This window comes from Halomonas halmophila (genome assembly GCF_006540005.1).
Classification (GTDB): domain Bacteria; phylum Pseudomonadota; class Gammaproteobacteria; order Pseudomonadales; family Halomonadaceae; genus Halomonas; species Halomonas halmophila.
This window is the reverse complement of sequence record NZ_BJOC01000011.1, coordinates 180909-204783: the sequence shown is the minus strand read 5'-3', so window position 1 is coordinate 204783 and position 23875 is coordinate 180909. Positions and strand designations below refer to the sequence as shown.

Here is a 23875-nt window from a genome sequence, read left to right as displayed (position 1 = left end):
AATACGGCTACCCTACCGACCAGCCCGACCGACACACAGCAGGGGCGCCATTGCGGCGCCCCTGCTGTCGTTTGCACCCGGTATTTATGCCGGGCTTATTCTTCGCTGTTGCTATCGGCCAGGTCGACCAGCTCGCGGACCGCCACGGCAAACAGCGGGAAGCCGCCCTGGCTGCCACCGCCGACCTCATCGAGCAGATGCCGCCAGCGATCATGCATGGCCTCATGTTGGCCCAGCCACAGACTGACGCGTTCGGCGCTATCGCGCGGCCCGCCCTGCATGCCCAGCACACTGGCGGTCAGTGCCAGCTGCTGACGATCGATGTCGTCACGGAAGGTATCCCGTGCCTTGGCCTGCCAGCTGTCGCGCACCTCGAGCTGCGTGACCTGCTGAATGATCCAGGGCAGTTGGAGACGGGCCCCGACCTCGTAGAAGACCTCCGCCACACGCTGTGGCTTCTCGTCGGTCTGGCGAGCCGTCTGGATGATGCCGAGAGCCGTGTACAGGCTGGCCGAGGCGGCGACGCTGGAGGCCAGGGCATCCGGCACACCGGCCTGGGTCAGCTCCTTGCGACGGGCCGACCAGTGCTCCTGTTCCTCGCCGCGCAGACGCTTGCCGATGTTGTCCTGCAGCTGAGTCAGGCGCGACGAGAAGTAGTCGATGGTGTCGCGGGTGTTCATGCCCATGCGTTGCCGCAGGAACCAGCGCGTGGCACGCCGGATCAGGCGCATCAGGTCGAGCATCATCGAGTACTGCACCTGAGTCGAGACCTGGTTGTCGAGCGCCTCGACCTGCTCCCAGAGACGCGACAGCTGGAAGCTGTCACGGGCGATGACGTAGGCCCGGGCGATGTCCGCACGACTGGCCCCGGTGGAGTCCATCAGGCGACGCACGAAGACGATGCCCATGTAGTCCACCAGATCATTGGCCACCTGGGTGGCGACGATCTCGCGCTTCAGGCGGTGCTCGTACATCTCGTCGTGATAGCGCTCGTTGAGCACATTCGGGAAGGCACGCTCGACGAAGCGGATGATGGTCGGGTCGTCCGGCACATCCGAGGCGATCAGGTCGCCCTTGAGCACGCTCTTGGCATAGGAGATCAACACCGACAACTCGGGCAGCGTCATGCCCTGGTTGTTCTGGGCCCGTTCCTGGAGAGCCTCGTCCGAGGGCAGGAACTCGAGCTCGCGGTCGATCTGCCCGGCCGCTTCCAGCTCGCTGATGAAGCGACGGAAAGGCCCCAACCCCTGGCGCGAGAGGATCTCGGCCAGATCCAGCGCCTGGGTCTGACGATAGTTGCTGTGCAACACCAGCTCGCCGACCTCATCGGTCATGTCGGCCAGCAGCTGGTTGCGCTGCTTGCCGGTCATGTCGCCACGCGTCACCACCTCGTCGATGAGGATCTTGATGTTGACCTCATGGTCCGAACAGTTCACGCCGCCGGCATTGTCGATGAAGTCGGTATTGACCCGCACGCCGCGGGCGGCGGCTTCCATGCGACCGAGCTGCGTCAGGCCGAGGTTGCCGCCCTCGCCGACGACGCGGCAGTTGAGCTCGCTGCCATTGATGCGCAGGGCATCATTGGCCTTGTCGCCGACATCGGCATCGCTCTCCTCGGAGCCCTTGACATAGGTGCCGATACCGCCGTTCCAGAACAGGTCGACCCTGGCGACGAGCATGGCATGGATCAGGTCATTGGGCGACAACTTGTCGGCCGAGATGCCGAAGGCTTTCTTCATCTGCGGCGTGATGGTGATCGACTTGGCGCTGCGCGAGAAGATGCCGCCACCTTCGGAGATCAGCTCGGCATTGTAGTCTTCCCAGCTGGAGCGCGGCTGATTGAAGAGGCGCTGGCGCTCGGCAAAGCTCGCCGCGGCATCCGGGGTCGGATCGACGAAGATGTGCAGGTGGTTGAAGGCCCCCAGCAGACGGATCTTGTCGGACAGCAGCATGCCGTTGCCGAAGACATCGCCGGCCATGTCACCGACGCCCACCACGGTGAATTCGTCTTCCTGGGTGTTGATGCCCAGACCACGGAAGTGACGCTTCACCGACTCCCAGGCGCCCTTGGCGGTGATTGCCATGCCCTTGTGGTCATAGCCGTTGGCACCACCGGAGGCGAAGGCATCGCTCAGCCAATGGCCGTACTCGATGGAAATCTCGTTGGCGATATCCGAGAAGGTCGCGGTACCCTTGTCCGCGGCCACGACCAGATAGGGGTCGTTGTCATCATGGCGCACCACGTCACGCGGCGGCACGACCTCGCCGTCCACCAGGTTGTCGGTGACATCCAGCAGGGCGCGGATGAAGATCTGATAACAGGCGATCCCTTCCTGCTGAGTGGTCTCGCGGTCGGCGCCCTCCGGCATGCGCTTGCAGACGAAGCCGCCCTTGGCGCCCATCGGCACGATGACCGCGTTCTTGACCTGCTGAGCCTTGACCAGCCCCAGCACTTCGGTGCGGAAGTCTTCCTGGCGATCCGACCAGCGCAGGCCGCCCCGCGAAACCTTGCCACCGCGCAGGTGAACGCCCTCGACCCGTGGCGAGCCGACGAAGATCTCATAGGCCGGGCGTGGCTTGGGCATGCCCGAAACCCGCGACGGTTCCAGCTTGAAGGACAGGTAGTCCTTGAAACCGCCGGCGCTATCGCGCTGATAGTAGTTGGTGCGCAGCGTGGCCTTGATCAGCTCCATGTACCGACGCAGCAACTGGTCATCATTGAGGCTCGGCACCTCATCGAGCAGTGCCTGGATGCGGGCTTCACAGTCCTCTGTGTCACCCTCATCGGGCCGTTCGAAGGGGTCGAAGCGCAGTTCGAACAGGGTGACCAGCTCGCGGGTGATGGCCGGGTAGCTGCCCAGCGTCGTGGCAATGTACGCCTGGGACATGCCGAAGCGGATCTGCTTCAGGTAGCGCGCATAGGCCCGCAGCATGGCGACTTCGCGCCAGTCGAGGTTGGCCCCGATGATCAGCCGGTTGAAGGGATCGTTGTCGGCGGCACCAGCCCAGATACGCTGGAAGGCTTCGATGAAGGGGCCCCGCATTTCCTGCAGGTTCATCTCGACGCTGGTGTGATGCTCCAGGGTGAAGTCATGAATCCAGTAGTCACCATTGGTGGCCTGGACTTCGTAGGGGCGCTCGCCGAGGACCCGCAGCCCCAGGTTCTCCATCATCGGCAGGACATCGGACAGCGGAATGGCCGCATCACGATGAAACAGCTTGAGGTTGACACCACTGCCCTCTTCCTCGATCAGCCGGTAGAGCGACAGGGCCAGGGGCGCGCCGTCATCGAGTTCACCTATGTGCTGCAGGTCATAGACGGCGGTGCGCGCCGAGAAATCCTCGCGATAACTCGCCGGGAAGGCATCGCGGAAGCGGCTCATCAGATGATTGGCGCTTTCCTCGCCGAAGCCTTCGATGGCCGCGTTGTGGAGGTCATCGCGCCAGTTGCGGGCCAGCTTGGCCAGTTTCTCCTCGATGCGCTTGATGTCGTAATCGCTCGGCGTATCGCCATTGAAGCGCAGAATGAACTGGATGCGGGCCAGCACCGACTCGGACAGATAGGTATTGAAGTCGCCGGAGGTGGCATCCAGCTCTTCGCACAGCAGCGCCTGGAGACGTACGCGCAACTCGGTGGAGAAGACATCCCGCGGCACGAACACCAGGCATGAATAGAACTTGCCAAAGGTATCCTCGCGGATGAACAGGCGCACGCGCCGACGCTCGCGAATGTCGAGAATGCCCAGGGCCGTCTGGGCCAGCTCATCGGTATCGATCTGGAAGAGGTCGTCGCGCGGATAGACCTCCAGGATCTGCAGCAACTGCTTGCCATTGTGGCCCTTGGAGCTGAAGCCGGCGATATCCATCACCGCCTGCAGCTTGCGGCGCAGGATCGGCACGTTGCGCGGCGATTCGTTGTAGACCGTGGCGGTGAACATGCCCAGCAGGCGTCGCTCGCCGATCACCCGGCCCTGCTCATCGTACCGATCGATGGAGATGTAATCCGGATAGGTCGGCCGATGAATCCGCGAATGATACGCGCTCTTGGCGAAGGACATGAGTTGCGGTAGCGGCACATACTGGTCTCCCTGGACCCCCAGGTCGGTGCGAATGCGCTCCTGATAGCGGGGGCTGTCGAGGCGGAATACGCCGAGCTCGCTGTTCTCGACCTTGTCGAGACGCGGCCGTCCCTGGTCTTCGATGACCGCGTATTCGTCGTAGCCCAGGAAGGTGAAATTGTCTTCCAGTACCCAGTTGAGGAACTCGATCGCTTCGCGTTGATCCTGCGCATCGATCTGCGATGGCCGCATCGCTTCCAGTTCGGCGATAGCCGCCCGGACCTGGTCACGCATGGGATCGAAGTCGCCGACGGCGGTGCGCACTTCGTGCAGGACTTCCTGCAGGCTGTGCTCGATGGCCTCGAGGTCGGCCGGATTCGAGTGGCGATCGATCTCGATGGCAATCAGGGATTCGCGGCTGTCCGCCGCGTCGGCTTCCTCCGGGTTCACGACCCGCGTCAGGCGATGTTCATCATCCCGCCCGGCGGCCAGGACCGCATTGTGGATGGCGTGAATCGTCATGCCACGCCGATTCAGCTCGACCCGCACCGAGTCGACGAGAAACGGCATGTCCTCATGCAACACGGCGATGAAGGTATGCGTCGACTGCCAGCCATGCTCCTCGAAGTCCGGATTGAGCACCCTGACCTTGGGCGCATCAGGGTCGAACTGCTGGATGAAGTGCCAAACCGAGAGCGTCGCGCCGTAGAGGTCGTCCATGCGCCGGTCGGCCAGGTCCTCCAGGGGCACCGACGCATAGAAGAGGTGAGCAAAGTCGTCGACCGCATCGGCCTTGTCCTTGTCCAGGCGGGCTTCCAAGCGTTCCTTGAGCTGCTTGAGAAGATCCTGCCGGGTCTCCTCCTGTGTGACGTGTTGCATCAATCACCTCGACTGCCAGAGGCCACCGTCGGCGGCCGAAAAAACATTAGTCGCTGGGAGCATCAGGCTCCACGGAACCCCGAGATTACGCCAAACATCGCATTCTCCCCAGTCGCATGCCTGCTTGCTCATGGTGCATGTCGGTTGCGCATCCCGCTTGACAAGCTCGCGCCCTTGTCAGGCCGAGCAGCAACGCCAACGGGCCGCACGGCCATTGGCGTCGACGGCATCAATCAGCGCGTCGTTCCAACAGTACCCCGCATTCGCAATGGTCCGTCCAGGGAAACTGGTCGAACAGAGCAACACGGCTCAGGTCATGCGTCTGTACCAGTATCTGCAGATTCTGCGCCAACGTATCCGGGTTGCATGAAATATAGACGATACGCTCGTACTCGCTGAGTTGATAACAGCTCTGCACATCCAACCCTGCCCGGGGCGGGTCCACCAGGACCGTCGAGAAGTCGTATTCATGCAGGGCCCAGGACTCGACGCGGCGCCCCCCCTTCTCGCCCTTCAGGGCCTGTGAGAATTCCTCGGCCGACATGCGCCCTATCGTGACGTTGTCGACGCCGTTGGCCCGCAGGTTTTCCCGGGCACTGGCCACCGAGGTACGCGAGATTTCCGTGGCCATCACACGGCGAAAGTTGCCAGCCAGTGCCACCGTAAAATTGGCGTTACCACAATACAACTCGACGAGGTCACGGTCCTGGCTGCCAGCGGTGACCTCCTGGGCCCAGGTCAGCATGGCACGACAGATCTCGGCATTGGGCTGCGTGAAGCTGTTCTCGATCTGTTGATAATGCAGGTCACGTCCGTTGACTTCCAGACATTCCCAGACATGGTCCCGGGTCAGCACCCGGCGCTGCTTGCGGGCCCGGCCGATGATCATGATGCCCAGCCGCGACTCGAGTTCCCGGGCCGCCTCGTCCCAGTCTTCATCGAGCTGGCGATGATAGATCAGGGTGACCAATGCTTCGCCGTCCAGGGTCGTCAGGAACTCGACCTGAAACAGGCGATGACGCAGCAGAGGCCGGTCGCGTATGGCCTCGATCAGGCGCGGCATCAGCTCATTGATGCGACGGCCGGCCACCGGATACTGATCCAGCCGCACGACACGCTTCTTGCCGGGCTCCTCGGGATCCGCGTCGAACATGGCGTAGTAGAGATCATCGCCGTCATGCCAGAGCCGGAACTCGCAGCGCTGGCGGTAATGACTGGGCGGCGAGGCATGGACCTCCAGGGGCGGCGGCGAAAAGGCAGCGAAGGTCTCGATGATATGGTCGCGCTTGGCGTTGAGCTGTTGCTCATAGCGCGGAGGATCGACAACGGGAATGGCCACGGCGGCTCCTGGGATCGAGTAGTCGGATGGTGAAAAATCGGGGCCACAAGGCCCGGCCCATCAAGGCAGGGACAGGGTCCGCGTCCGCTGAAAGCCGAAGCGACGCAGGCCATGCTGCAGCGCGGCGGAGGGGGCCGTCACCCAGCCGACCTCGTCCTCCGTCCGGGCGGCGTGACGCGGCATGATCTGGCCGGCACGCCGGGCGATGGCATCACCGGAGTCAACCCAGCGCAGTGGACGCGGCGCGGCATCGGTCAGCGCCTGTCTGAGCAGCGGAAAATGGGTACAGCCGAGGACCATGGTGTCCAGCTTCGGCGTGTCGCTCAGCACGGCCAGGCTGTCCCGCAGCACCTCGGCGTCGAACTGCCCCTCCATGACCCAGCGCTCGGCCTCGGCTACCAGCGGGTCGGCCGCGATGCGAGTTACCCGGCAGTCGCCAGCGAACTGCTCGATCAAGCGCCGGGTATAGGGTCGCGCCACGGTCGCGCTGGTCGCCAGCAGACCGATATGACGTGTTTCGCTCATGCCGGCGGCGGGCTTGATCGCCGGTACCGTCCCCACCACCGGTACGGCGAGATGCTCGCGCAATGCGTCCAGCGCCAGGGTGCTGGCCGTGTTGCAGGCCACGATGAGTCCGGCACAGCAACTGGCCTCGACCGCTGCCTGGCAGACCCGCAGAATGCGCTCCACCAGCCAGCTGTCCTCGCGCACCCCGTAGGGCAGCATGGCATTGTCGCAGGCATAGGCCAGACCGGCGTCGGGCAGCTGCCGACGCAGCGACTCGACGACCGACAGCCCGCCCACACCGGAGTCGAATACCAGTATGGGCCCCGCGCCCGGCGCGGCACCACTGCGCCACGGCTCCTGATGAGCCGGGGACACAGTGGCGGGTCGAGGTCGATGGGGTGAGTGAGGGGAAGATGGCATCGCGGCTCCTGATCGGCTGCGATGCATTCTACCTCAGGGCAGGGTCAGGGCTGAAGGCGATCAGGCTGTGGGGTCGGGTGCTTCCCGGAGTTCGGCGTACAGCTCCGGATAGGCCGCCTGCAGGCGCTCCAGTTCCGCTGCGGCACCCGCCGGCAGCGCCTCGGCCAGTTTATCCAGGTCCTCGTCATCGAAGTGCTCGCGAATCAACGGGAAGAGATGCTCGCGCTCGTTGCGCAGATAATGACGGTGGGCCTCGAGATAGCCCTTGAGGTCATCGGCGAAGGTGTCCATGGGGACCACCGCATCCATCAGGATCATGTCCAGGTCATTGGACAGGCGCTTGAGGCGTGCCTTGAGGGCACGATAATCCTTCGACAGGCTGTCGGTGATCTCCTCGCAGTGCGGGGCACGCTCGCGCAGCCGCTCCGAGCAGACCTCCTCCAGCGGCAGGGTAAAGCCGGCCATGTAGTCGAGAATGTAATCCACCACCTCGCGTACGAGCTGGAAGTTGGGACGCTCACCGTCGGCCAGGGTCTTCTGCTTGATCTGCAGAACGTGCAACATGCGCGCCATGTTGGCATGATCCTGGCGCAGTTGGTTCAGCATAGGCATGGCGAAGGCCTCCTTTTGATTGGCCATGAATCGAAGGCACAAGGAATTGGACTGTACCTTACGGTCAGGGGTTCCCGATCGCCGAGATCCCAGGACGGACAACGCCATATCAAGCTAGACCCTGACAGCCAATCTTGCCCACTTTGACATATCATGTCTTTCAATCGGCCGCTCAAGGAGCTCGACATGGATCTGTTCCAGCAAGCCACCTCCGATCAGAACGCCCCCTTGGCCTGGCGCATGCGACCTCGGCGGCTTGCCGACTATGTAGGCCAGCAGGCACTGGTCGGGCCGGAGAAACCCATACGTCGCATGGTCGAGACCGGTGTGGTGCGCTCGATGATCCTCTGGGGGCCACCGGGCACCGGCAAGACGACGCTGGCCGAGATTCTGGCGGAAGAATCCAATGCCCACCTCGAAAGGCTCTCGGCTGTGATGGCCGGTGTCAAGGACATCCGCGAAGCCGTGGAACGCGCCCGCGCCGCACAGGGCCAGGATCGCCATACCCTGCTGTTTCTCGACGAGATTCATCGCCTCAACAAGAGCCAGCAGGATGCCCTGCTGCCGCACGTGGAGTCCGGCCTGCTGATCCTGATCGGGGCCACCACCGAGAATCCCTCCTTCGAGGTCAACTCGGCACTGCTCTCCCGCGCCCGGGTGCATGTCCTCAAGGCCCTGACCGATGACGACGTCGCCGAGGTGCTCAGACACGCCCTGGCCGACGCAGACCGTGGACTGGGCGAACGGCACATTCGGGTCGATGACGAGATACTCCAGCTGCTGGCCAGGGCCGCGGCAGGGGATGCCAGACGCGCCCTGGGGCTGCTGGAAACGGCCTGCGACTTTACCGAACCCCACGGCGACGGCGAACACTTGCCACGCGCCGCCCTGGAAGACGTCATCGGCCATCAGACCAGCGCCTTCGACAAGCAGGGCGACCACTTCTACGACCTGCTGTCGGCGATTCACAAATCGATACGCTCCTCACGCCCGGATGCCGCCCTGCTCTACATGGCGCGCTTCATCCAGGGCGGCGGCGACCCGCTGGACGTGATTCGCCGCCTGACCGCCATCGCCTCCGAGGACGTCGGCAACGCCGATCCCAAGGCCCTGCCACTGACCATGGCCGCCTGGGACGCCTATCTGCGCCTGGGCGACTACGAGGGGCAGCGGGCCATTGCCCACGCCGCCACCCATCTGGCAGTAGCGCCCAAGAGCAACGCCGTCGACCAGGCCTGGAACCGCGCCAGGGCCTTTGCCGCCGCCCAGCCACGCCTCGAGGTGCCGACCTATCTGCGCAACGCGCCGACCAGCCTCATGGAGTCCCTGGGTCATGGTGAAGGTTATCGCTATGCCCACAACGAACCCAACGGCTACCCTGCCGGCCGCGACCACGACTGCTGGCCGCAGGACCTGCCCCGCGAGACCTTCTACCAGCCGACCGAATACGGCCAGGAGAAACGCTATCGACAGATGCTCGACTGGCGAGCCAGCCTGGATGACGCCGCGGATCAGGCCTGAGCATGGCTCAGCGAAGTGCCGTCAGGAACTGCCTGGCTCGAGCATCCTCGGTGTAGGCCACATTCAGGCGCAGCCAGGGAGTGTCCCCCTCCGCTGCCAGAAAGACGTCGCCCGCCGACAGGCGAATGCCGAGCTGGCCGGCGGCCTCCACCAGCAGACGAGAGGAATGCACCCGGGGATGGCGTATCCACAGGAACATGCCGCCCTCCGGCACCGTATAGACCTCCCAGCCACCCTGCTCGAGCCAGCGCAGTGCCCGGGCCGACTGCTCACCGAGACGCATGCGCAGGCGCTCCATCATCTTGCGATAGCCACCATTGCGCAGCAGGGTCGTCACCAACTGCTCGGCAAAGGGTGACGTGGCGATGTGGCTGAGCATCTTCACGTCGACCAACGACCCGATCAGCCCGGGCGCCGCGGCGATGTAGCCGACCCGCAGGGAGCACGACAGGCTCTTGGAAAAGCTGCCCACGTAGAGCACCCGATCGATGCCGTCCAGCGAGGCAAGCCGTGGTGTGGGATGGTGCTGAAAGTCCGCATAGATATCATCCTCGATGATCTGCATGTCGTGACGTTCCGCCAATTGCAGCACCCGATGGGCCACCGCAGGGCTCAGCGTCGACCCGGTGGGGTTGTGAAAGACACTGTTGCAGTAGAAGGCCCTGGGGGAATGTTCCTCGATCATTGCCTCGAGGTGTTGCGTATCGGGCCCGTCGGCGTTACGTCGCACGCCAACGACCCGGATCCGGTTCAGGTGCAGCAGACCGAACAGATTGTAATAGCCCGGCGTCTCCACGAGCACCGTATCCCCGGGCCGAAACAGACACCTGACAATGATATCCAGGGCCTGGGTGGCGCCGCCGGTCATGAGTAGTTGGTTGGCCTCGACATCGATCGCCAGCCCCCGCAGGCGTTCCTGCAGCACGGCGCGAAGCTCCGGGGCGCCGAGCGGCGTGCTGTAATCGAAGAGGCCACTGGCCGAGTGGCGGGTCACCTGGCGCACGGCATGTGCCAGGACCGCGTCGTCCCGCCATTCGATGGGCAACCAGCCACACCCCAGCCGCAGGCCGTCGCCGGGGTCCTGGAAGAGGTCCCACATGGCGCTGGACACATCGGCCATGCCATCCCGCGCTCCCTGCTCATGGCGATCGACATCGCGTGCCGCCACGAAGAACCCGGCGCCCTGACGCGAACGCACCCTGCCCGTGGCCACCAGGCGCTCATAGGCTTCGATCACCACGTTGCGGCTCACGCCAAGCTCGGCGGAGAGCCGGCGAATCGACGGCAACCGGCTGCCCGGCGCCGAAGGTTGGCGGATGCCACTCTCGAGCTGCTCGACCAGCTGTTCCACCAGGGGCCGCTGATGATCGAGTTCAATCTGCCATTGCATGTCGATGCCCACTGTTACGGAAAAAGCCTGCACAGTTCCTGCAAAACTGTCGGGGATTGTACCTTACTCTGCGATACGGCCAGTGAGAGCCTTGCCTTTTCCACCCTGACCACGGAGCTTCGATGCGCTCTCCTGCTGCCTTGCAATTGGCGATCGCGCTGTGCGTGATCACCTCGGCCGTCAACCTTCAGGCCCCTTACTATGCGGCGCTGGCCGCCCATGACGGGCTTGGCCACACGGCTACCACACTCGCCTTCGCCACCTATGTGCTGGGCATCCTGCCGGTGCTGATCATGTTCGGCGGGCTGCCCGAACGCACCGGACCACGTCCCCTGATCCTGGCAGCACTCTGCCTGTGTGCGACGGCCACCGCCCTGACCTGGATCGCCCCCGGCATCATCAGCCTGGCAATAGCGCGCCTGGTGCTGGGCGTGGCAGCCGCCTTGACCTCCATTGCCGCCCCGGGCTGGATGCTGGCCATTGTCGGCAGCCGGGACAGCCGCCAGGCCACCACCTGGGTTACCGCCAGCACTTCCCTGGGATTCGGGCTGGGCGCCGCCCTGACCAGCCTGTGCCTGCTGCGCGCTCCGAGCCTGGCACCACCCAGCCTGCCCGGCTACCTGGTGGCCGCCCTGTTTGCCCTGTTGCTGGTCGTCTGCCTGGCACCACAGCGCCACGACAGCAGCACGCGCTCGCGCCTGTTACGACTGCCGGCCTTCCCACCCGGTAGTCTGCCCTTCAGCCTGGCGATACTGCTCGCCTGGGCCAGCGTGGGGCTGGTGATCGCGCTGTTTCCCGCCACTCTGGAGGGGCATGGCCTCTCGGCCTGGTCGGGATTCGCGACACTCGGCATCTGCAGTGGTGGTGTGCTGTTTCAGCCCCTGGCTCGGCGCATGTCGGCAGCGGCCGCGGTACGGCTGGGCCTGCTGATTCTTCCCCTGGCCTATGCCCTGCTGGTCTGGGGAGCCCTGACAGCCAGCCTGATGGTCATGTTGGCCGGCGCACTGGCGGCGAGCAGTGCCTGTTATGGTTTCATCTACCTGGGTGGGCTGAGTGGTGTGCTGGATGCGGGCGACGGTCAACATTCGCGAGCCAGTGCCGGCTTCTTCCTGATGGCCTACCTCGGCTTCAGCCTGCCGGTGGTGATCACCGGTCGGCTCATGGACGCGCTGGGCGAGGGGCCCGCACTGCTCATCTTCGGCGGGGTCCTGCTGAGCGCGACCCTGCTGCTCAGGGGACGCCTGGCGCATCGGCTGTAACGATGGGCCGTATACGACATCACCCCCGCCGAGCACACTCGACGGGGGTGATGAGCTGGAGGCTACTGTTGCTAGCTGCGTGTCTGTTCGATCACATCGGTGCCTTCGGGCAGCTCCAGGGAGAAACGGGAATCCGCGATCTCGACATTCTGCTCGACATTGTCGAATTCGATGGCAGTGCGCTGGCCGGTGCTGTCGGTCATCTGCAGTCGGCCCAGGGTCTCACTGTAGAAAGTCATCTTCAGGGATTCGAAGAGCGTATCCGGGTTGTTCGGTATCAGAGTGAAGGTTTCGGCCGTGCCCTGCTGGGAACGTGTCACCTCATAGCTTTCGGTCAGTTCATCGGCACTTCCCGAGAGCAGTAACGCCGGGGTGTGGGTCACACGCTCGTCCAGCGGCTGAACCGTGGCCTGCTCGAGGTCCGGGTCATAGAGGGTCATTTCCTCGCCGTCCGAGACCACGATCTGTTGATAGGGCGCATCCACTTCCCAGCGGAAACGTCCCGGGCGCGCCAGCCACATCTGGCCGGAGGCTTCCTGAAGGCGCTGACCACCACTGTCGAGGATCTTCTGATCGAAGTCGGCGGTGTAGGTCGTGACTTGCTCGAGCATGCGGGTCAGCCGCTCGGCTCCCTCATTGGCAAGCGCCGCCAGCGGAGATAGCGCCAGGAGGGCGCCGGCGGCGAGGCTGGTGTTCCATTTCATGATATAGGCTCCCAGAGCAGATCCTGTAGGCGTCCGTGTAACATTCGGACTCCAATCCTTCGGGCGAGTTGCCGTCCCGCCCGAGCTTGCATGGTGATTGCACGATCCGGCCGGTCAGTCTCCTGAAGGCGGCCCGGCCAGTACCTCACGTGCCCCGTTGCTGCCCATGGTAGAGACAACACCGGCGGTTTCCATGGCCTCGACCAGGCGGGCTGCCCGGTTGTAGCCGATCTTGAGGCGCCGCTGGACCGCGGAGATCGACGCCCGGCGACTTTCGGTAACGAACTGTACGGCCTCATCATAGAGCGCGTCCTGTTCGGCATCGCCGCTATCGCCGCCCTCCGACTCCAGACCGGTCAGCGCATCCGCCGAGACCCCGCCGGACAGGATCTCTTCGATGTATTCCGGCTCGCCACGCCGCTTCCAGTCCTCGACGATGCGATGCACTTCGTCATCATCGACGAAGGCGGCGTGAACGCGCGTCGGCATGCCGGCGCCGGCGGGCAGGTAGAGCATGTCGCCATGCCCCAGCAGGTTCTCGGCGCCCCCCTGATCGAGGATGGTGCGCGAGTCAACCCGCGAGGAGACCTGGAAGGCCATGCGGGTCGGGATATTGGCCTTGATCAGACCGGTCACCACGTCCACGGAAGGCCGCTGGGTGGCCAGGATCAGGTGAATACCGGCGGCACGTGCCTTCTGGGCCAGACGCGCAATCAGCTCCTCGACCTTCTTGCCGACGATCATGAACATGTCGGCGAACTCATCGATGACCACCACGATGTACGGCAGTTTTTCCAGCACCGGGGGATCCTGGTGCATCTCCCAGGGTTGCGGCTCCCAGAGGGGATCCGCCACCTGGGCGCCGGCCTGTTCGGCTTCGTCGAGTTTCTCGTTGAAGCCGGCGATGTTGCGCACGCCCATGGCCGCCATCAGCTTGTAGCGGCGTTCCATCTCGGCCACGCACCAGCGCAGGGCATTGGCGGCTTCCTTCATGTCGGTCACCACGGGCGCCAGCAGGTGCGGAATACCGTCGTACACGGACAGCTCCAGCATCTTGGGGTCGACCATGATCATGCGCACATCTTCGGGCTGCGCCTTGAGCAGCATGGACACCAGCATGGCATTGACCCCGACCGACTTGCCCGAACCGGTGGTACCGGCCACCAGCAGGTGCGGCATCTTGCCCAGATTGGCGACCACGGAGCCACCGCCGATGTCCTGACCGAGGGCCAGCGTCAGGGCCGAAGCCTCGTTCTGGTAACGATCGGAGTCGATGACCTCACGCAGGCGAATCATGGCGCGATGCGGATTGGGGATCTCGATACCCACCGTGGGTCGCCCCGGGATGACCTCGACCACCCGCACGCTCTTGACCATCAAGGAGCGCGCCAGGTCCTTGGCCAGGTTGCTGATCTTGGAGACCTTGACCCCGGCCGCCGGTTTGATCTCAAAGCGCGTGATCACCGGCCCCGGCCAGGTGTCGACGACCTCGGCCTTGACACCGTACTCGCGCAGACGGGTCTCGAGCAGCTCGGCCATGTCGGCCAGTTGCTCACTGGTGTAGTTGGGCTGATGCGGCTCGGCTGGCGTCAGCAGGCGCAGGCTGGGCAGCTCGCCGTCGGGCTCGGAGAATTCCTCGTAGGACGGTCGCTGATTCTGCAGGTGCTCGACCGTCCACAATGCCGGACCAGCACTCGACGCCGCATCACGGCCCTGCTCGGCCGTTGCCGTCTGCGGCGAAGCATCATCCTGCTTGCCGTTGGTGGCGTGCGGTGCAGCGGGCCGACCGGCGTCGGCCTCCCCTGCCGGCGTCGCGTCGTCTGCGCCCGGTGCGGTGTCGACGTCATGCGTTCCCTGGTCCGAACGCCCTGCTACCCGGTGCTCGGTGGCTGCACGGCCGGCGGCAGCGGAAGACGCTGACGACGTGGTGGCGCCGGGCATGACAGCCGGCAGGTCATCATCGTCGGGCAGAATCGGCTCGGGGACCACTTCCGGAACGCGACGTGCGTCTGGCTCCCGGGGCGCCGTGGCAGCGGTTTCATGCTCGGCTGTCGACGCTTCGCTGCCATCGCCCGCAGCGTCGCTGCTCCAGGGTGCATCCTGGTCCGACGCGGCTGGCGTCGCGGTCGCCGTTTCACGCGGCTCGGCCGTCTGGTCAAAACCGTCGGACGCCCGAGCGGCAGGCGTCTCGGGCGCTGATGGCCCGTCTGCTGCCGGGGATGCTGGTTCCGCCGCGGCCTGCTCGCCAAGCGATGACGCTGGCTGCGCCGTGCTCGGTTCATCCGCCTCAGGCGCCCGGGGCTCTGCCGGTTGCCGCGCGTCAGCCGGGGCCTCGGCTGGCTCGCTGGCAGTATCGCGTTCCTGTACGCCCGCACTGCGACCCGACGCGACGGCCGGGGATGCTGCCGCGTCCGCCTGCGCCCTGCTGCTATCCGCCGAGTCGGCGGCGCGGGCCGTTGCGGCCCCGGCATGCTCGGACGCGGTCGGCGCGGCCCCGTTGCCAGCCGGTGTGGCCGGCGTGTCGGCGGACTCGCCGGCGGAGGTCCGGGCCGCGCCGGACGCTGCCTCGTCCCGGGTCGCGCTCAGCGACATCCCACGGCTCGCGGGCCCGGCGTCGTCGGAAGTGGCGGACATCGACAGCGTCGGCTCCTGTGGCTCTTGAGCCGTATAGGCCGCTTCCGGCCGCTTGGCCGATGGCGTGCGCTCGGGCACTTCCCAGGGAATATCGGTCTCGCCGTCATTGCCGAAACCGGGATCCCGCCGCCCCGCGGACGCCAGCTCCGGCCCCCGCTCGGCACTCAGGCCCGGCACCAGACGGCGCCACCAGGCGCCACCCTGGGTATCGGCGGCATGCTCTGCTTCCGCCTGTGGGGTATCGGCCGGGGTCGGGTCGGCATCTGCCGCGGGCGCCCGACGCGGGTCCGAGGCGTCGGCGTCACGCTCTTCCGCTTCGCGTCTCGGGGCGAAGCGCGCCACCAGCCACTGCCAGACCGCGACGGCGCGCACCCCGACTTCATCCATGATGAACAGCCAGGAAAGCCCGGTGAAAAGCGGCACGCCGCAAAGGATCGCCGCCATGGCCACCAGCGAGGTACCGCCACTACCCACCAGGGGCAGCAGGGCCCCGACCAGACCCTCGCCGAGGATGCCACCGGCTGCGTAAGGCAGGGGGCTGTCGGGACGATAGAAATGCAGCGCCCCCAGCGTCGTGGTGCCGAGCAACAGCAGCAGCAGGCCACCGCAACGCACTGCCAGCAGGGTGGCATCCCACTGAAAGGTGACCTGGCGCGAGCGAATCAGCCACCAGGCGGCATACCCCAGCATGGCGGGCCACCAGAGGGCGCTGGCGCCCAGCAGCGAATACAACACGTCCGCCAGCCAGGCGCCGATGGCGCCCATCCAGTTGCTGACTTGCGTCTCCGGGCCACTGCGCGACCAGCCAGGGTCCGCCGGGTCGAAGCTGAACAGGGCCAGCAGCAGAAACACACAGGCCGCCAGCAACAGGATGATCACACCCTCACGCACCGATCCTTGCAGACGCAGGCCAAAGCGCCTGGCCGTTTCCTTGGCATTCGCCGCACGACTCTGCGGCGTGGTCTTCTTCTTGGCAGTCAAGCGGGCATCCCCTTGCGCTCATGGCGTCTTCCAGATTCCATAGGCGCCAATCATACCGAGCCTGGCCGCACCGTCACAGGGGGCTTGCGACTTGAGTCGCGCTTTTCGTCGCGTCACACTGGCGAATTTACAACAGGAAAGATTTCCCATGCTGCCCTGGCTTCCCGAGCACCCCATTGGTTTTCCAGCGGTCGAGACGGCACTGGATGAGCCGGATGGCCTCCTGGCGGCCGGTGGCGATCTGAGTCCAGACTGGTTGCTGGCGGCCTATCGACGCGGCATCTTTCCCTGGTACAGCGACGGCCAGCCGCTGCTGTGGTGGAGCCCGAATCCCCGCATGGTGCTCTTCCCGGAGCGCATGAGGGTGCGCCGCAGCCTGGCCAAGCGCCTGCGCAACGCCGGCTTCGACGTGACTGCCGATCGCGCCTTCAGGGACGTCATCGAGGCCTGTGCGGCCCCTCGTGATGGCGAGCCCGGCACCTGGATCACCGAGGCCATGCGTGACGCCTATTGCCGACTCCATACTCTGGGTGCGGCCCATTCCATCGAGGTCTGGCACGACGCCCGGCTGGTGGGCGGGCTCTATGGTATCGCCCTGGGACCGGTGTTCTTCGGTGAGTCGATGTTCTCGCGCACCGCCGATGCCTCCAAGGTTGCCCTGGTGTCACTCGCCGGCGCCATGCAGCGTGGCGACGGTCGCCTCATCGACTGCCAGATGCACACGCCTCACCTGGCCAGTCTGGGCGCCGAGGACATCGCTCGATCGACATTCGTCAGCTATCTTGATCAGTGGCTGGACGCGAATCCCGGCGAGGCACCCGGGCGGCAGGCGGCCATGCCCGCTGCGTCCTGGTCCTTCGCGGAAATCGACGCCACCGGCTGATGGCGCCCGGGCCGACAGGAGACACTAGCGTTGAGCAGTAACTCACCCCGACAACCCGTGCGCGACCTGCGCTTCTATCTGACCGTGCCCCATGCCTGCAGTTATCTCGAGGGGCGCGAGGCCACGACGCTGTTTCTCGATCCCCAGCAGTCGCCCGGCGAGAGCGTCTATGACGCCTTGACCCTGCTCGGTTTTCGCCGCAGCGGCCAGCACCTCTACCGTCCGCACTGCGAGAACTGCAGCGCCTGCGTTTCGGTGCGCGTGCCGGTCGAGGAATTCTCCCCCAGCCGCACCCAGCGCAAGCTGAGAACGCGCAATGCCGATCTCAGCGAGCATGTGCGCCCGGCGACCTTCGATGCCGAACATTATTCGCTGTATGCGCATTACATCCGCACGCGACACCGCGATGGCGACATGTATCCGCCCAGCTATGACCAGTACCGCACCTTCCTCAACCTGGACCAGGACTATGCCAGATTGCTGGAACTGCGCCTGGGCGACCGCCTGCTGGCGGTATCGGCCTTCGACCAGCTGCAACACGGCCTGTCGGCGATCTACACCTTCTTCGACCCTGCCAGCCAGTTCGACCGCCGCTCGCTGGGCACCTATGCGGTGCTGTGCCTGATCGAACGCGCGCGTCGGCTGGGACTGCCCCATGTGTACCTGGGATACTGGATACAGGAATCCCGCAAGATGGCCTACAAGCAGAACTTCCGCCCCCTCGAGCGGCTGGATGGCAGGCACTGGCGGCGCCTGATCCTCGATTGATGACGCGCATTTTTTGCCTTGACGGACGGCATGCGGCACAATATCGCGCTATCCTTTATCGGCATAGGCGACACCGAACGTGAATCGTGTCGCATTGTTTCGTCATCATCAGCGAGGAATTGCCTATATGGCACGCGAAGACCATATCGAAATGGAAGGCGTCGTCGTCGACACCCTCCCCAACACCACCTTCCGGGTCGAGCTCGAGAACGGCCACGTAGTCACGGCCCACATCTCCGGCAAGATGCGCAAGAACTACATCCGCATCCTGACCGGGGACAAGGTCAAGGTCGAGTTGACACCCTATGACCTCTCCAAGGGCCGTATCGTCTACCGTTCCCGTTGAGGCCTGCCTGATTCACGGCCACCCGTCGCCCTGAATCAGTCGCTCCCCGAGGGCGCGTGCCCGACCCACCGAATGCGCCCTTCGGTCGGCAGTCCCTGCCGATCCGACAGCCGCCCCTGACTGACGGCTACCCGACCGACCAGACGCCCGACATGAAAAACGCCCCATCCGAAGACAGGGCGTAGCGTTCCGGTGCGATGGTCGGTGCCGGTTATCAGGGCGCATCGGCCAGCTCCGATTCCGCGGCGAGATGCAGTTCGTCGCCCTCGACGCTGACATGCACCACCCCACCATGCTCGGCCAGATCGCCGAACAGGATCTTCTCTGCCAGCGGCTTCTTGAGATGCTCCTGGATCAGGCGTGCCATGGGACGTGCCCCCATGTCCGGGTCATAGCCACGCTTGGCCAGCCAGTCACGGGCCGCTTCATCCACATCCAGCTGGACTCGCTTCTCGTCCAGTTGCGCCTGCAGTTCGACCAGGAACTTGTCCACCACATTGCGGACCACGTCGACGGGCAGCGAATGGAACTGGATGATGCCGTCCAGACGGTTGCGGAACTCCGGCGTGAAGGTCTTGCGGATTTCCTCCAGGGCATCGGTGGAATGGTCCTGGGTCTGGAAGCCGATGGAACGACGGGTGGTCAACTCGACCCCGGCGTTGGAGGTCATGACCAGGATGACGTGCCGGAAGTCAGCCTCGCGACCATTGTTGTCGGTCAGCTTGCCGTGGTCCATGACCTGCAGCAGCAGGTTGAAGACTTCCGGGTGCGCCTTCTCGATCTCGTCGAGCAGCAACACGCAGTGCGGCTGCTTGGTGATGGCCTCGGTCAGCAGGCCCCCCTGGTCATAGCCGACATAGCCCGGCGGCGCGCCGATGAGTCGCGACACCGTATGACGCTCCATGTACTCGGACATGTCGAAGCGTACCAGGTCGATGCCCATGATATGCGACAGCTGACGCGCCACTTCGGTCTTGCCCACACCGGTGGGGCCGGCGAACAGGAAGCTGCCGACCGGCTTGTCCGGCGACTTGAGCCCGGCCCGCGACAGCTTGATGGCGGCGGACAGGCTGTCGATCGCCTCGTCCTGGCCGAAGACCAGCATCTTCAGGTCGCGCTCGAGGTTCTCGAGCAGCTTGCGATCCGAGCTGGACACGCTCTTCGGCGGAATGCGCGCAATGGAGGCAACCACGGCCTCGACTTGGTCGACATCGATGTTGTCGACACGCACCTCGGCGGGCAGCAGGCGCTGATGGGCGCCGGCCTCGTCGATGACGTCGATGGCCTTGTCGGGCAGGAAGCGATCGTTGATGTAGCGATCCGCCAGGCGCGCCGCCGTCTCCAGCGCTTCGTCGGTGTACTTGAGCTGGTGGTGCTCCTCGAAGCGGGCGCGCAGCCCCTTGAGGATCTTGATCGTATCGTCCACCGAGGGCGCCATGACATCGACCTTCTGGAAGCGACGCGCCAGCGCACGGTCCTTCTCGAAGATGCCGCGGAACTCCTGGAAGGTGGTCGAGCCGATGCAACGCAGCTCGCCGGAGGACAGCAGCGGCTTGAGCAGGTTGGAGGCGTCCATGACGCCGCCCGAGGCCGCGCCCGCACCGATCACCGTATGAATCTCGTCGATGAAGAGGATGGAATTCGGCTGCTTGCGCAGCTCGGCCAGCAGCCCCTTCAGGCGCTTCTCGAAGTCGCCGCGATACTTGGTGCCGGCCAGCAGCGCGCCCATGTCCAGTGAGTAGACCACGGCGTCCCCGATGACATCGGGGACATCCTCCTCGACGATGCGCTTGGCGAGGCCTTCGGCGATGGCCGTCTTGCCGACCCCGGCTTCGCCGACCAGCAGGGGGTTGTTCTTGCGCCGCCGGGCAAGGATCTGCACGACTCGCTCGAGCTCGTGATCGCGGCCGATCAGGGGATCGATCTTGCCGATCCGCGCCTGCTCGTTGAGGTCGGTCGCATAGCTGGTCAGCGGGCTGTTGCTGGAATCGCTGCCGGCCTCCTCAGCCTCCTCGGCGTCGGAGGGCGAAGACGAGGAGCCATCATCATTGTGCCCGGAAACCTTGGAGATGCCGTGGGCGATGTAGTTGACGGCGTCGACGCGCGCGACGTTCTGCTGCTTGAGGAAGTAGACGGCCTGACTTTCCTGTTCGGAAAAGATGGCCACCAGCACGTTGGCGCCGGTCACCTCACTCTTGCCGGAAGACTGCACATGGAAGACAGCCCGCTGCAGCACCCGCTGGAAGCCCAGCGTGGGTTGCGTCTCGCGGTCTCCCTGATCCTCGGGAATCAGCGGCGTGGTGGAATGAATGAAATCCTGGAGGTCCGTCCGCAGCTTGTCGATGTCGGCCCCACAGGCCTTGAGCACATCTGCCGCCGAGGCGTTATCCAGCAAGGCCAGCAGCAGGTGCTCCACGGTCATGAACTCGTGACGCTTGGAGCGCGCTACGGTAAAGGCCGTGTTGAGGGTCAGTTCAAGTTCTTTGCTCAGCATGGCAGTCCCCTTCTCGCCGCTTAGGGCTTGCGTCGGATCTATATCGGCCCGGCATCTTTAACAATCGGGTACAAATGACGGCATTGCAAGTCGCCTCACCAACGCAACTTCGCCATTCATTCCGGACAGAGGCCGCGATCAGTCATCCGCCGCCTCGATATCGCACAGCAATGGATGCTGGCACTCTCTTGCATATTCGTTGACGAGATGACTCTTGGTTTCCGCGACATCCCGGGTAAAGATACCGCAGGTTCCCTTGCCCTGGGTGTGTACCGCCAGCATGACCTGGACGGCACTTTCACTGTCCATGTAGAAAAAGGTCTGCAGTACCTCGACAACAAAGTCCATGGGGGTGAAGTCGTCGTTATGCAAGACCACCTTGTACATCGGTGGTCGAGCCAGCTCCGGCTCGGACGACTGAACGGCGACATCACCGTCATCCTGGTCAGGCTCCGGGGGGCGCGTCATGCCGGCATGCATCGCGGCCGACAGGCCACCTCGGGGCGTTGGTCGTATCTTGAACATAAACGTCACTATCGTGAGGGACAAGCCGCACGGCGCCTGACTACTGCTTCAGACACCGCGCGGCTCGATCGGGTTCATCCTGAAGGCGACGGGATCACCCGCCGGCCCGTCCGATCAGTCGGCCGACACCAGCGCCAGGGCGGTATTCAGTGTCTGGCTGGGCCGCATGGCGGTCGCCGCCAGATCACCATCCGGATGATAGTAGCCGCCGATGTCCACCGCCTGGCCCTGCACCCCATTGAGCTCTTCGACGATCTGCGCTTCCTTGGCCGTCAATTCATCGGCCAGCCGGGTGAACAGACGCTTGAGTTCGGCGTCGTCGTCCTGGGCGGCCAGCTCCTGGGCCCAGTAGAGCGCCAGATAGAAGTGGCTGCCGCGATTGTCCAGCTCACCAACCTTGCGCGACGGCGACTTGTTGCTGCGCAGGAATTCGCCGTTGGCCCGGTCGAGGGCCGAGGCCAGCACCCGTGCGCGGGCATTGTCGAAGCTCTTGCCCAGGTGCTCCAGGGACGCCGCCAGCGCCAGGAATTCTCCCAGCGAGTCCCAGCGCAGGTGGTTCTGCTCGAGCAGTTGCTGCACATGCTTGGGGGCACTGCCGCCGGCCCCGGTCTCGAAGAGGCCGCCGCCATTCATCAGCGGCACGATGGACAGCATCTTGGCGCTGGTGCCGAGCTCCACGATCGGGAACAGGTCCGTCAGGTAGTCGCGCAGCACGTTGCCGGTGACCGAGATCGTGTCCTGCCCCTGACGGATGCGCTCCAGGGAGAACTGCATGGCCTCCACCGGTGCCATGATACGGATATCCAGGCCGCCGAGATCATGCTCCTGGAGATAGGCCTCGACCTTCCTGATCAACTGGGCGTCATGCGCGCGCTCGGCATCCAGCCAGAAGACGGCCGGTGTCTCGCTGTCACGCGCACGGTCCACCGCCAGCTTGACCCAGTCCTTGATCGGCGCGTCCTTGGTCTGGCACATGCGCCAGATATCGCCCTGCTCGACGCGATGTTCGAACAGCACCTCGCCGGCGGCCGTGGTGACGCGCACCGTGCCGTCGCCGGGAATCTGGAAGGTCTTGTCGTGGGAGCCGTACTCTTCGGCCTTCTGGGCCATCAGGCCGACGTTGGGCACACTGCCCATGGTCGTCGGATCGAAGGCGCCATTCTCCCGGCAGTCCTCGATCACCGCCTGATAGATGCCCGCATAGCAACGATCGGGAATCACGGCCTTGGTATCATGCTGAGCGTCATCGGCGCCCCACATCTTGCCGCCATCACGAATCATGGCCGGCATGGACGCATCGATGATGACGTCACTGGGCACGTGCAGGTTGGTAATGCCCTTGTGGGAGTCGACCATGGCCATGCTCGGGCGCTCGGCGTACAGGGTCTCGATGTCGCCCCGGATCTCGCTCTGCTTGTCCTCCGACAGCTTGCCGATGACGCTGTAGAGATCGCCGATCCCGTTGTTGGGGTCGAAGCCGACGCTGGCCAGATCATCGGCGTGCTTGTCGAGTACCTCGCGATAGAACTCACTGACCACGGCACCGAAGATGATCGGGTCCGAGACCTTCATCATGGTGGCCTTGAGGTGCAGCGAGAACAGCACATCCTGCTGTTTGGCATCGGCGATCTGCTCGGCCACGAAGCCACGCAACGCCTGGCGGTTCATCACCGCGGCATCCAGCACCTCGCCGGCGAGTACCGGGATGGATTCCTTGAGGACGCTGACATCACCGTTGTCGGCGGCCAGTTCGATGGTCACACGGGTATCGGCATCGAGGCAGGCCGACTGCTCGCTGCTGTAGAAGTCGCCCTGGGTCATGTGCGACACATGGGAGCGCGAATCTCCCGCCCATTTCCCCATGCGGTGCGGATACTGACGTGCGTAGGCCTTGACCGAGCCCGGCGCACGACGATCGCTGTTGCCTTCGCGCAGCACCGGATTCACGGCGCTGCCCTTGGCGCGGTCGAAGCGCTCCTTGATGTCGCGCTGTTCGTCACTGGCCGGCTCGTCCGGATAATCGGGCAGTGCGTAACCCTGGCCCTGGAGTTCCTTGATGGCGGCCTTGAGCTGGGGCAGCGAAGCACTGATGTTGGGCAGCTTGATGATATTGGCTTCGGGCGTCTTGGCCAGCTGCCCGAGTTCGGCGAGGTGGTCGCCGAGTTGCTGATCTGCCGTCAGCACATCCGAAAACTGCGCGATGATGCGACCGGCCAGGGAAATATCGCGGGTCTCGACCGAAATGCCCGCCGAGTCGGTATACGCATCGATAATCGGCAACAGGGAATGAGTCGCCAGGGCCGGCGCTTCATCGGTAAGCGTGTAGATAATTTTCGGCGTTTTTGACATATTGACGTAGAATCCTCTTATCAATGCGGGACATGGACCCGGCAGGCATTCGCCCAGCCACCCATGCAGGTAAACAACCCGGCACGGCCCCTGATCAGCAGCCTTCAGCGTGAACGGCGCCATGCACAAAAAATCTCGCCATGCCGGCTCTATCGGCCTTGCGGGCGCTCCGAAGAGAAACGCCATCATACCAGCCCGCAGCCAGG

The 23875-nt window shown here is 64.5% G+C and carries 15 protein-coding genes; 5 read left to right on the top strand and 10 right to left on the bottom strand.

What is annotated here, in order from left to right; translation table 11 throughout:
* Window positions 1–95: 95 nt before the first annotated feature.
* From HHA01_RS03645 to HHA01_RS03630, 4 genes are all read right to left on the bottom strand, one after another.
* Window positions 96–4937: an NAD-glutamate dehydrogenase gene (locus tag HHA01_RS03645; RefSeq protein ID WP_141317818.1), complete on the bottom strand. Its 4842-nt coding sequence runs from the start codon at window positions 4935–4937 to the stop codon at window positions 96–98.
* 229 nt (window positions 4938–5166) lie between these two features.
* Window positions 5167–6276, bottom strand: a complete 1110-nt coding sequence (trmA, locus tag HHA01_RS03640) for a tRNA (uridine(54)-C5)-methyltransferase TrmA (RefSeq protein ID WP_141317816.1) — start codon at window positions 6274–6276, stop codon at window positions 5167–5169.
* Window positions 6277–6336: 60 nt separating this feature from the next.
* A complete protein-coding gene (murI, locus tag HHA01_RS03635; RefSeq protein ID WP_246053802.1) occupies window positions 6337–7158 on the bottom strand; it encodes a glutamate racemase in 822 nt (273 codons plus the stop codon).
* Between the two features lie 105 nt (window positions 7159–7263).
* Window positions 7264–7809: a hemerythrin domain-containing protein gene (locus HHA01_RS03630; RefSeq protein WP_141317853.1), complete on the bottom strand. Its 546-nt coding sequence runs from the start codon at window positions 7807–7809 to the stop codon at window positions 7264–7266.
* 192 nt (window positions 7810–8001) lie between these two features.
* Between HHA01_RS03630 and HHA01_RS03625 the strand changes: the two genes are divergently transcribed.
* On the top strand, window positions 8002–9336 hold the full coding sequence (locus HHA01_RS03625; protein WP_141317851.1) for a replication-associated recombination protein A: 1335 nt from the start codon (window positions 8002–8004) through the stop codon (window positions 9334–9336).
* Between the two features lie 7 nt (window positions 9337–9343).
* Here the strand turns inward: HHA01_RS03625 and HHA01_RS03620 are convergent, their stop codons facing one another.
* On the bottom strand, window positions 9344–10726 hold the full coding sequence (locus HHA01_RS03620; RefSeq protein WP_141317812.1) for an aminotransferase-like domain-containing protein: 1383 nt from the start codon (window positions 10724–10726) through the stop codon (window positions 9344–9346).
* A 122-nt stretch (window positions 10727–10848) separates the two neighbouring features.
* Between HHA01_RS03620 and HHA01_RS03615 the strand changes: the two genes are divergently transcribed.
* Complete coding sequence (locus tag HHA01_RS03615; protein WP_141317810.1) at window positions 10849–11985, top strand: MFS transporter; 1137 nt, start codon at window positions 10849–10851, stop codon at window positions 11983–11985.
* A 71-nt stretch (window positions 11986–12056) separates the two neighbouring features.
* On the opposite strand, the gene lolA is transcribed toward HHA01_RS03615, so the two are convergent.
* Together lolA and HHA01_RS03605 are read right to left on the bottom strand one after the other, a co-directional pair.
* Complete coding sequence (gene lolA, locus HHA01_RS03610; protein ID WP_141317808.1) at window positions 12057–12689, bottom strand: outer membrane lipoprotein periplasmic chaperone LolA; 633 nt, start codon at window positions 12687–12689, stop codon at window positions 12057–12059.
* 114 nt (window positions 12690–12803) lie between these two features.
* Window positions 12804–16304 (bottom strand): DNA translocase FtsK, encoded by a 3501-nt coding sequence (locus HHA01_RS03605; protein ID WP_246053801.1) that lies wholly within the window; start codon window positions 16302–16304, stop codon window positions 12804–12806.
* Between the two features lie 148 nt (window positions 16305–16452).
* Between HHA01_RS03605 and aat the strand changes: the two genes are divergently transcribed.
* From aat to infA, 3 genes are all read left to right on the top strand, one after another.
* Window positions 16453–17187, top strand: coding sequence for a leucyl/phenylalanyl-tRNA--protein transferase (gene aat, locus HHA01_RS03600; RefSeq protein WP_141317806.1), 735 nt, complete (start codon window positions 16453–16455; stop codon window positions 17185–17187).
* Between the two features lie 30 nt (window positions 17188–17217).
* Window positions 17218–17955, top strand: coding sequence for an arginyltransferase (locus HHA01_RS03595; protein ID WP_141317804.1), 738 nt, complete (start codon window positions 17218–17220; stop codon window positions 17953–17955).
* Window positions 17956–18082: 127 nt separating this feature from the next.
* Window positions 18083–18301, top strand: coding sequence for a translation initiation factor IF-1 (infA, locus tag HHA01_RS03590; protein WP_141317802.1), 219 nt, complete (start codon window positions 18083–18085; stop codon window positions 18299–18301).
* 214 nt (window positions 18302–18515) lie between these two features.
* Here infA and clpA read toward each other — a convergent pair whose 3' ends face one another.
* From clpA to HHA01_RS03575, 3 genes are all read right to left on the bottom strand, one after another.
* On the bottom strand, window positions 18516–20795 hold the full coding sequence (gene clpA, locus HHA01_RS03585; RefSeq protein ID WP_141317800.1) for an ATP-dependent Clp protease ATP-binding subunit ClpA: 2280 nt from the start codon (window positions 20793–20795) through the stop codon (window positions 18516–18518).
* 138 nt (window positions 20796–20933) lie between these two features.
* On the bottom strand, window positions 20934–21263 hold the full coding sequence (gene clpS, locus HHA01_RS03580; RefSeq protein WP_141317798.1) for an ATP-dependent Clp protease adapter ClpS: 330 nt from the start codon (window positions 21261–21263) through the stop codon (window positions 20934–20936).
* 171 nt (window positions 21264–21434) lie between these two features.
* Window positions 21435–23669: an NADP-dependent isocitrate dehydrogenase gene (locus HHA01_RS03575; RefSeq protein ID WP_141317796.1), complete on the bottom strand. Its 2235-nt coding sequence runs from the start codon at window positions 23667–23669 to the stop codon at window positions 21435–21437.
* Window positions 23670–23875 lie beyond the last annotated feature (206 nt).

Bases quoted from the DNA above. Each gene is read 5' to 3' on its own strand.
- HHA01_RS03645 (WP_141317818.1), bottom strand. From the start codon at position 4,937: ATGCAACACGTCACACAGGAGGAGACCCGGCAGGATCTTCTCAAGCAG.
- HHA01_RS03630 (WP_141317853.1), bottom strand. From the start codon at position 7,809: ATGCTGAACCAACTGCGCCAGGATCATGCCAACATGGCGCGCATGTTG.
- HHA01_RS03625 (WP_141317851.1), top strand. From the start codon at position 8,002: ATGGATCTGTTCCAGCAAGCCACCTCCGATCAGAACGCCCCCTTGGCC.
- HHA01_RS03620 (WP_141317812.1), bottom strand. From the start codon at position 10,726: ATGCAATGGCAGATTGAACTCGATCATCAGCGGCCCCTGGTGGAACAG.
- HHA01_RS03615 (WP_141317810.1), top strand. From the start codon at position 10,849: ATGCGCTCTCCTGCTGCCTTGCAATTGGCGATCGCGCTGTGCGTGATC.
- lolA (WP_141317808.1), bottom strand. From the start codon at position 12,689: ATGAAATGGAACACCAGCCTCGCCGCCGGCGCCCTCCTGGCGCTATCT.
- aat (WP_141317806.1), top strand. From the start codon at position 16,453: ATGCTGCCCTGGCTTCCCGAGCACCCCATTGGTTTTCCAGCGGTCGAG.
- infA (WP_141317802.1), top strand. From the start codon at position 18,083: ATGGCACGCGAAGACCATATCGAAATGGAAGGCGTCGTCGTCGACACC.
- clpA (WP_141317800.1), bottom strand. From the start codon at position 20,795: ATGCTGAGCAAAGAACTTGAACTGACCCTCAACACGGCCTTTACCGTA.
- clpS (WP_141317798.1), bottom strand. From the start codon at position 21,263: ATGACGCGCCCCCCGGAGCCTGACCAGGATGACGGTGATGTCGCCGTT.
- HHA01_RS03575 (WP_141317796.1), bottom strand. From the start codon at position 23,669: ATGTCAAAAACGCCGAAAATTATCTACACGCTTACCGATGAAGCGCCG.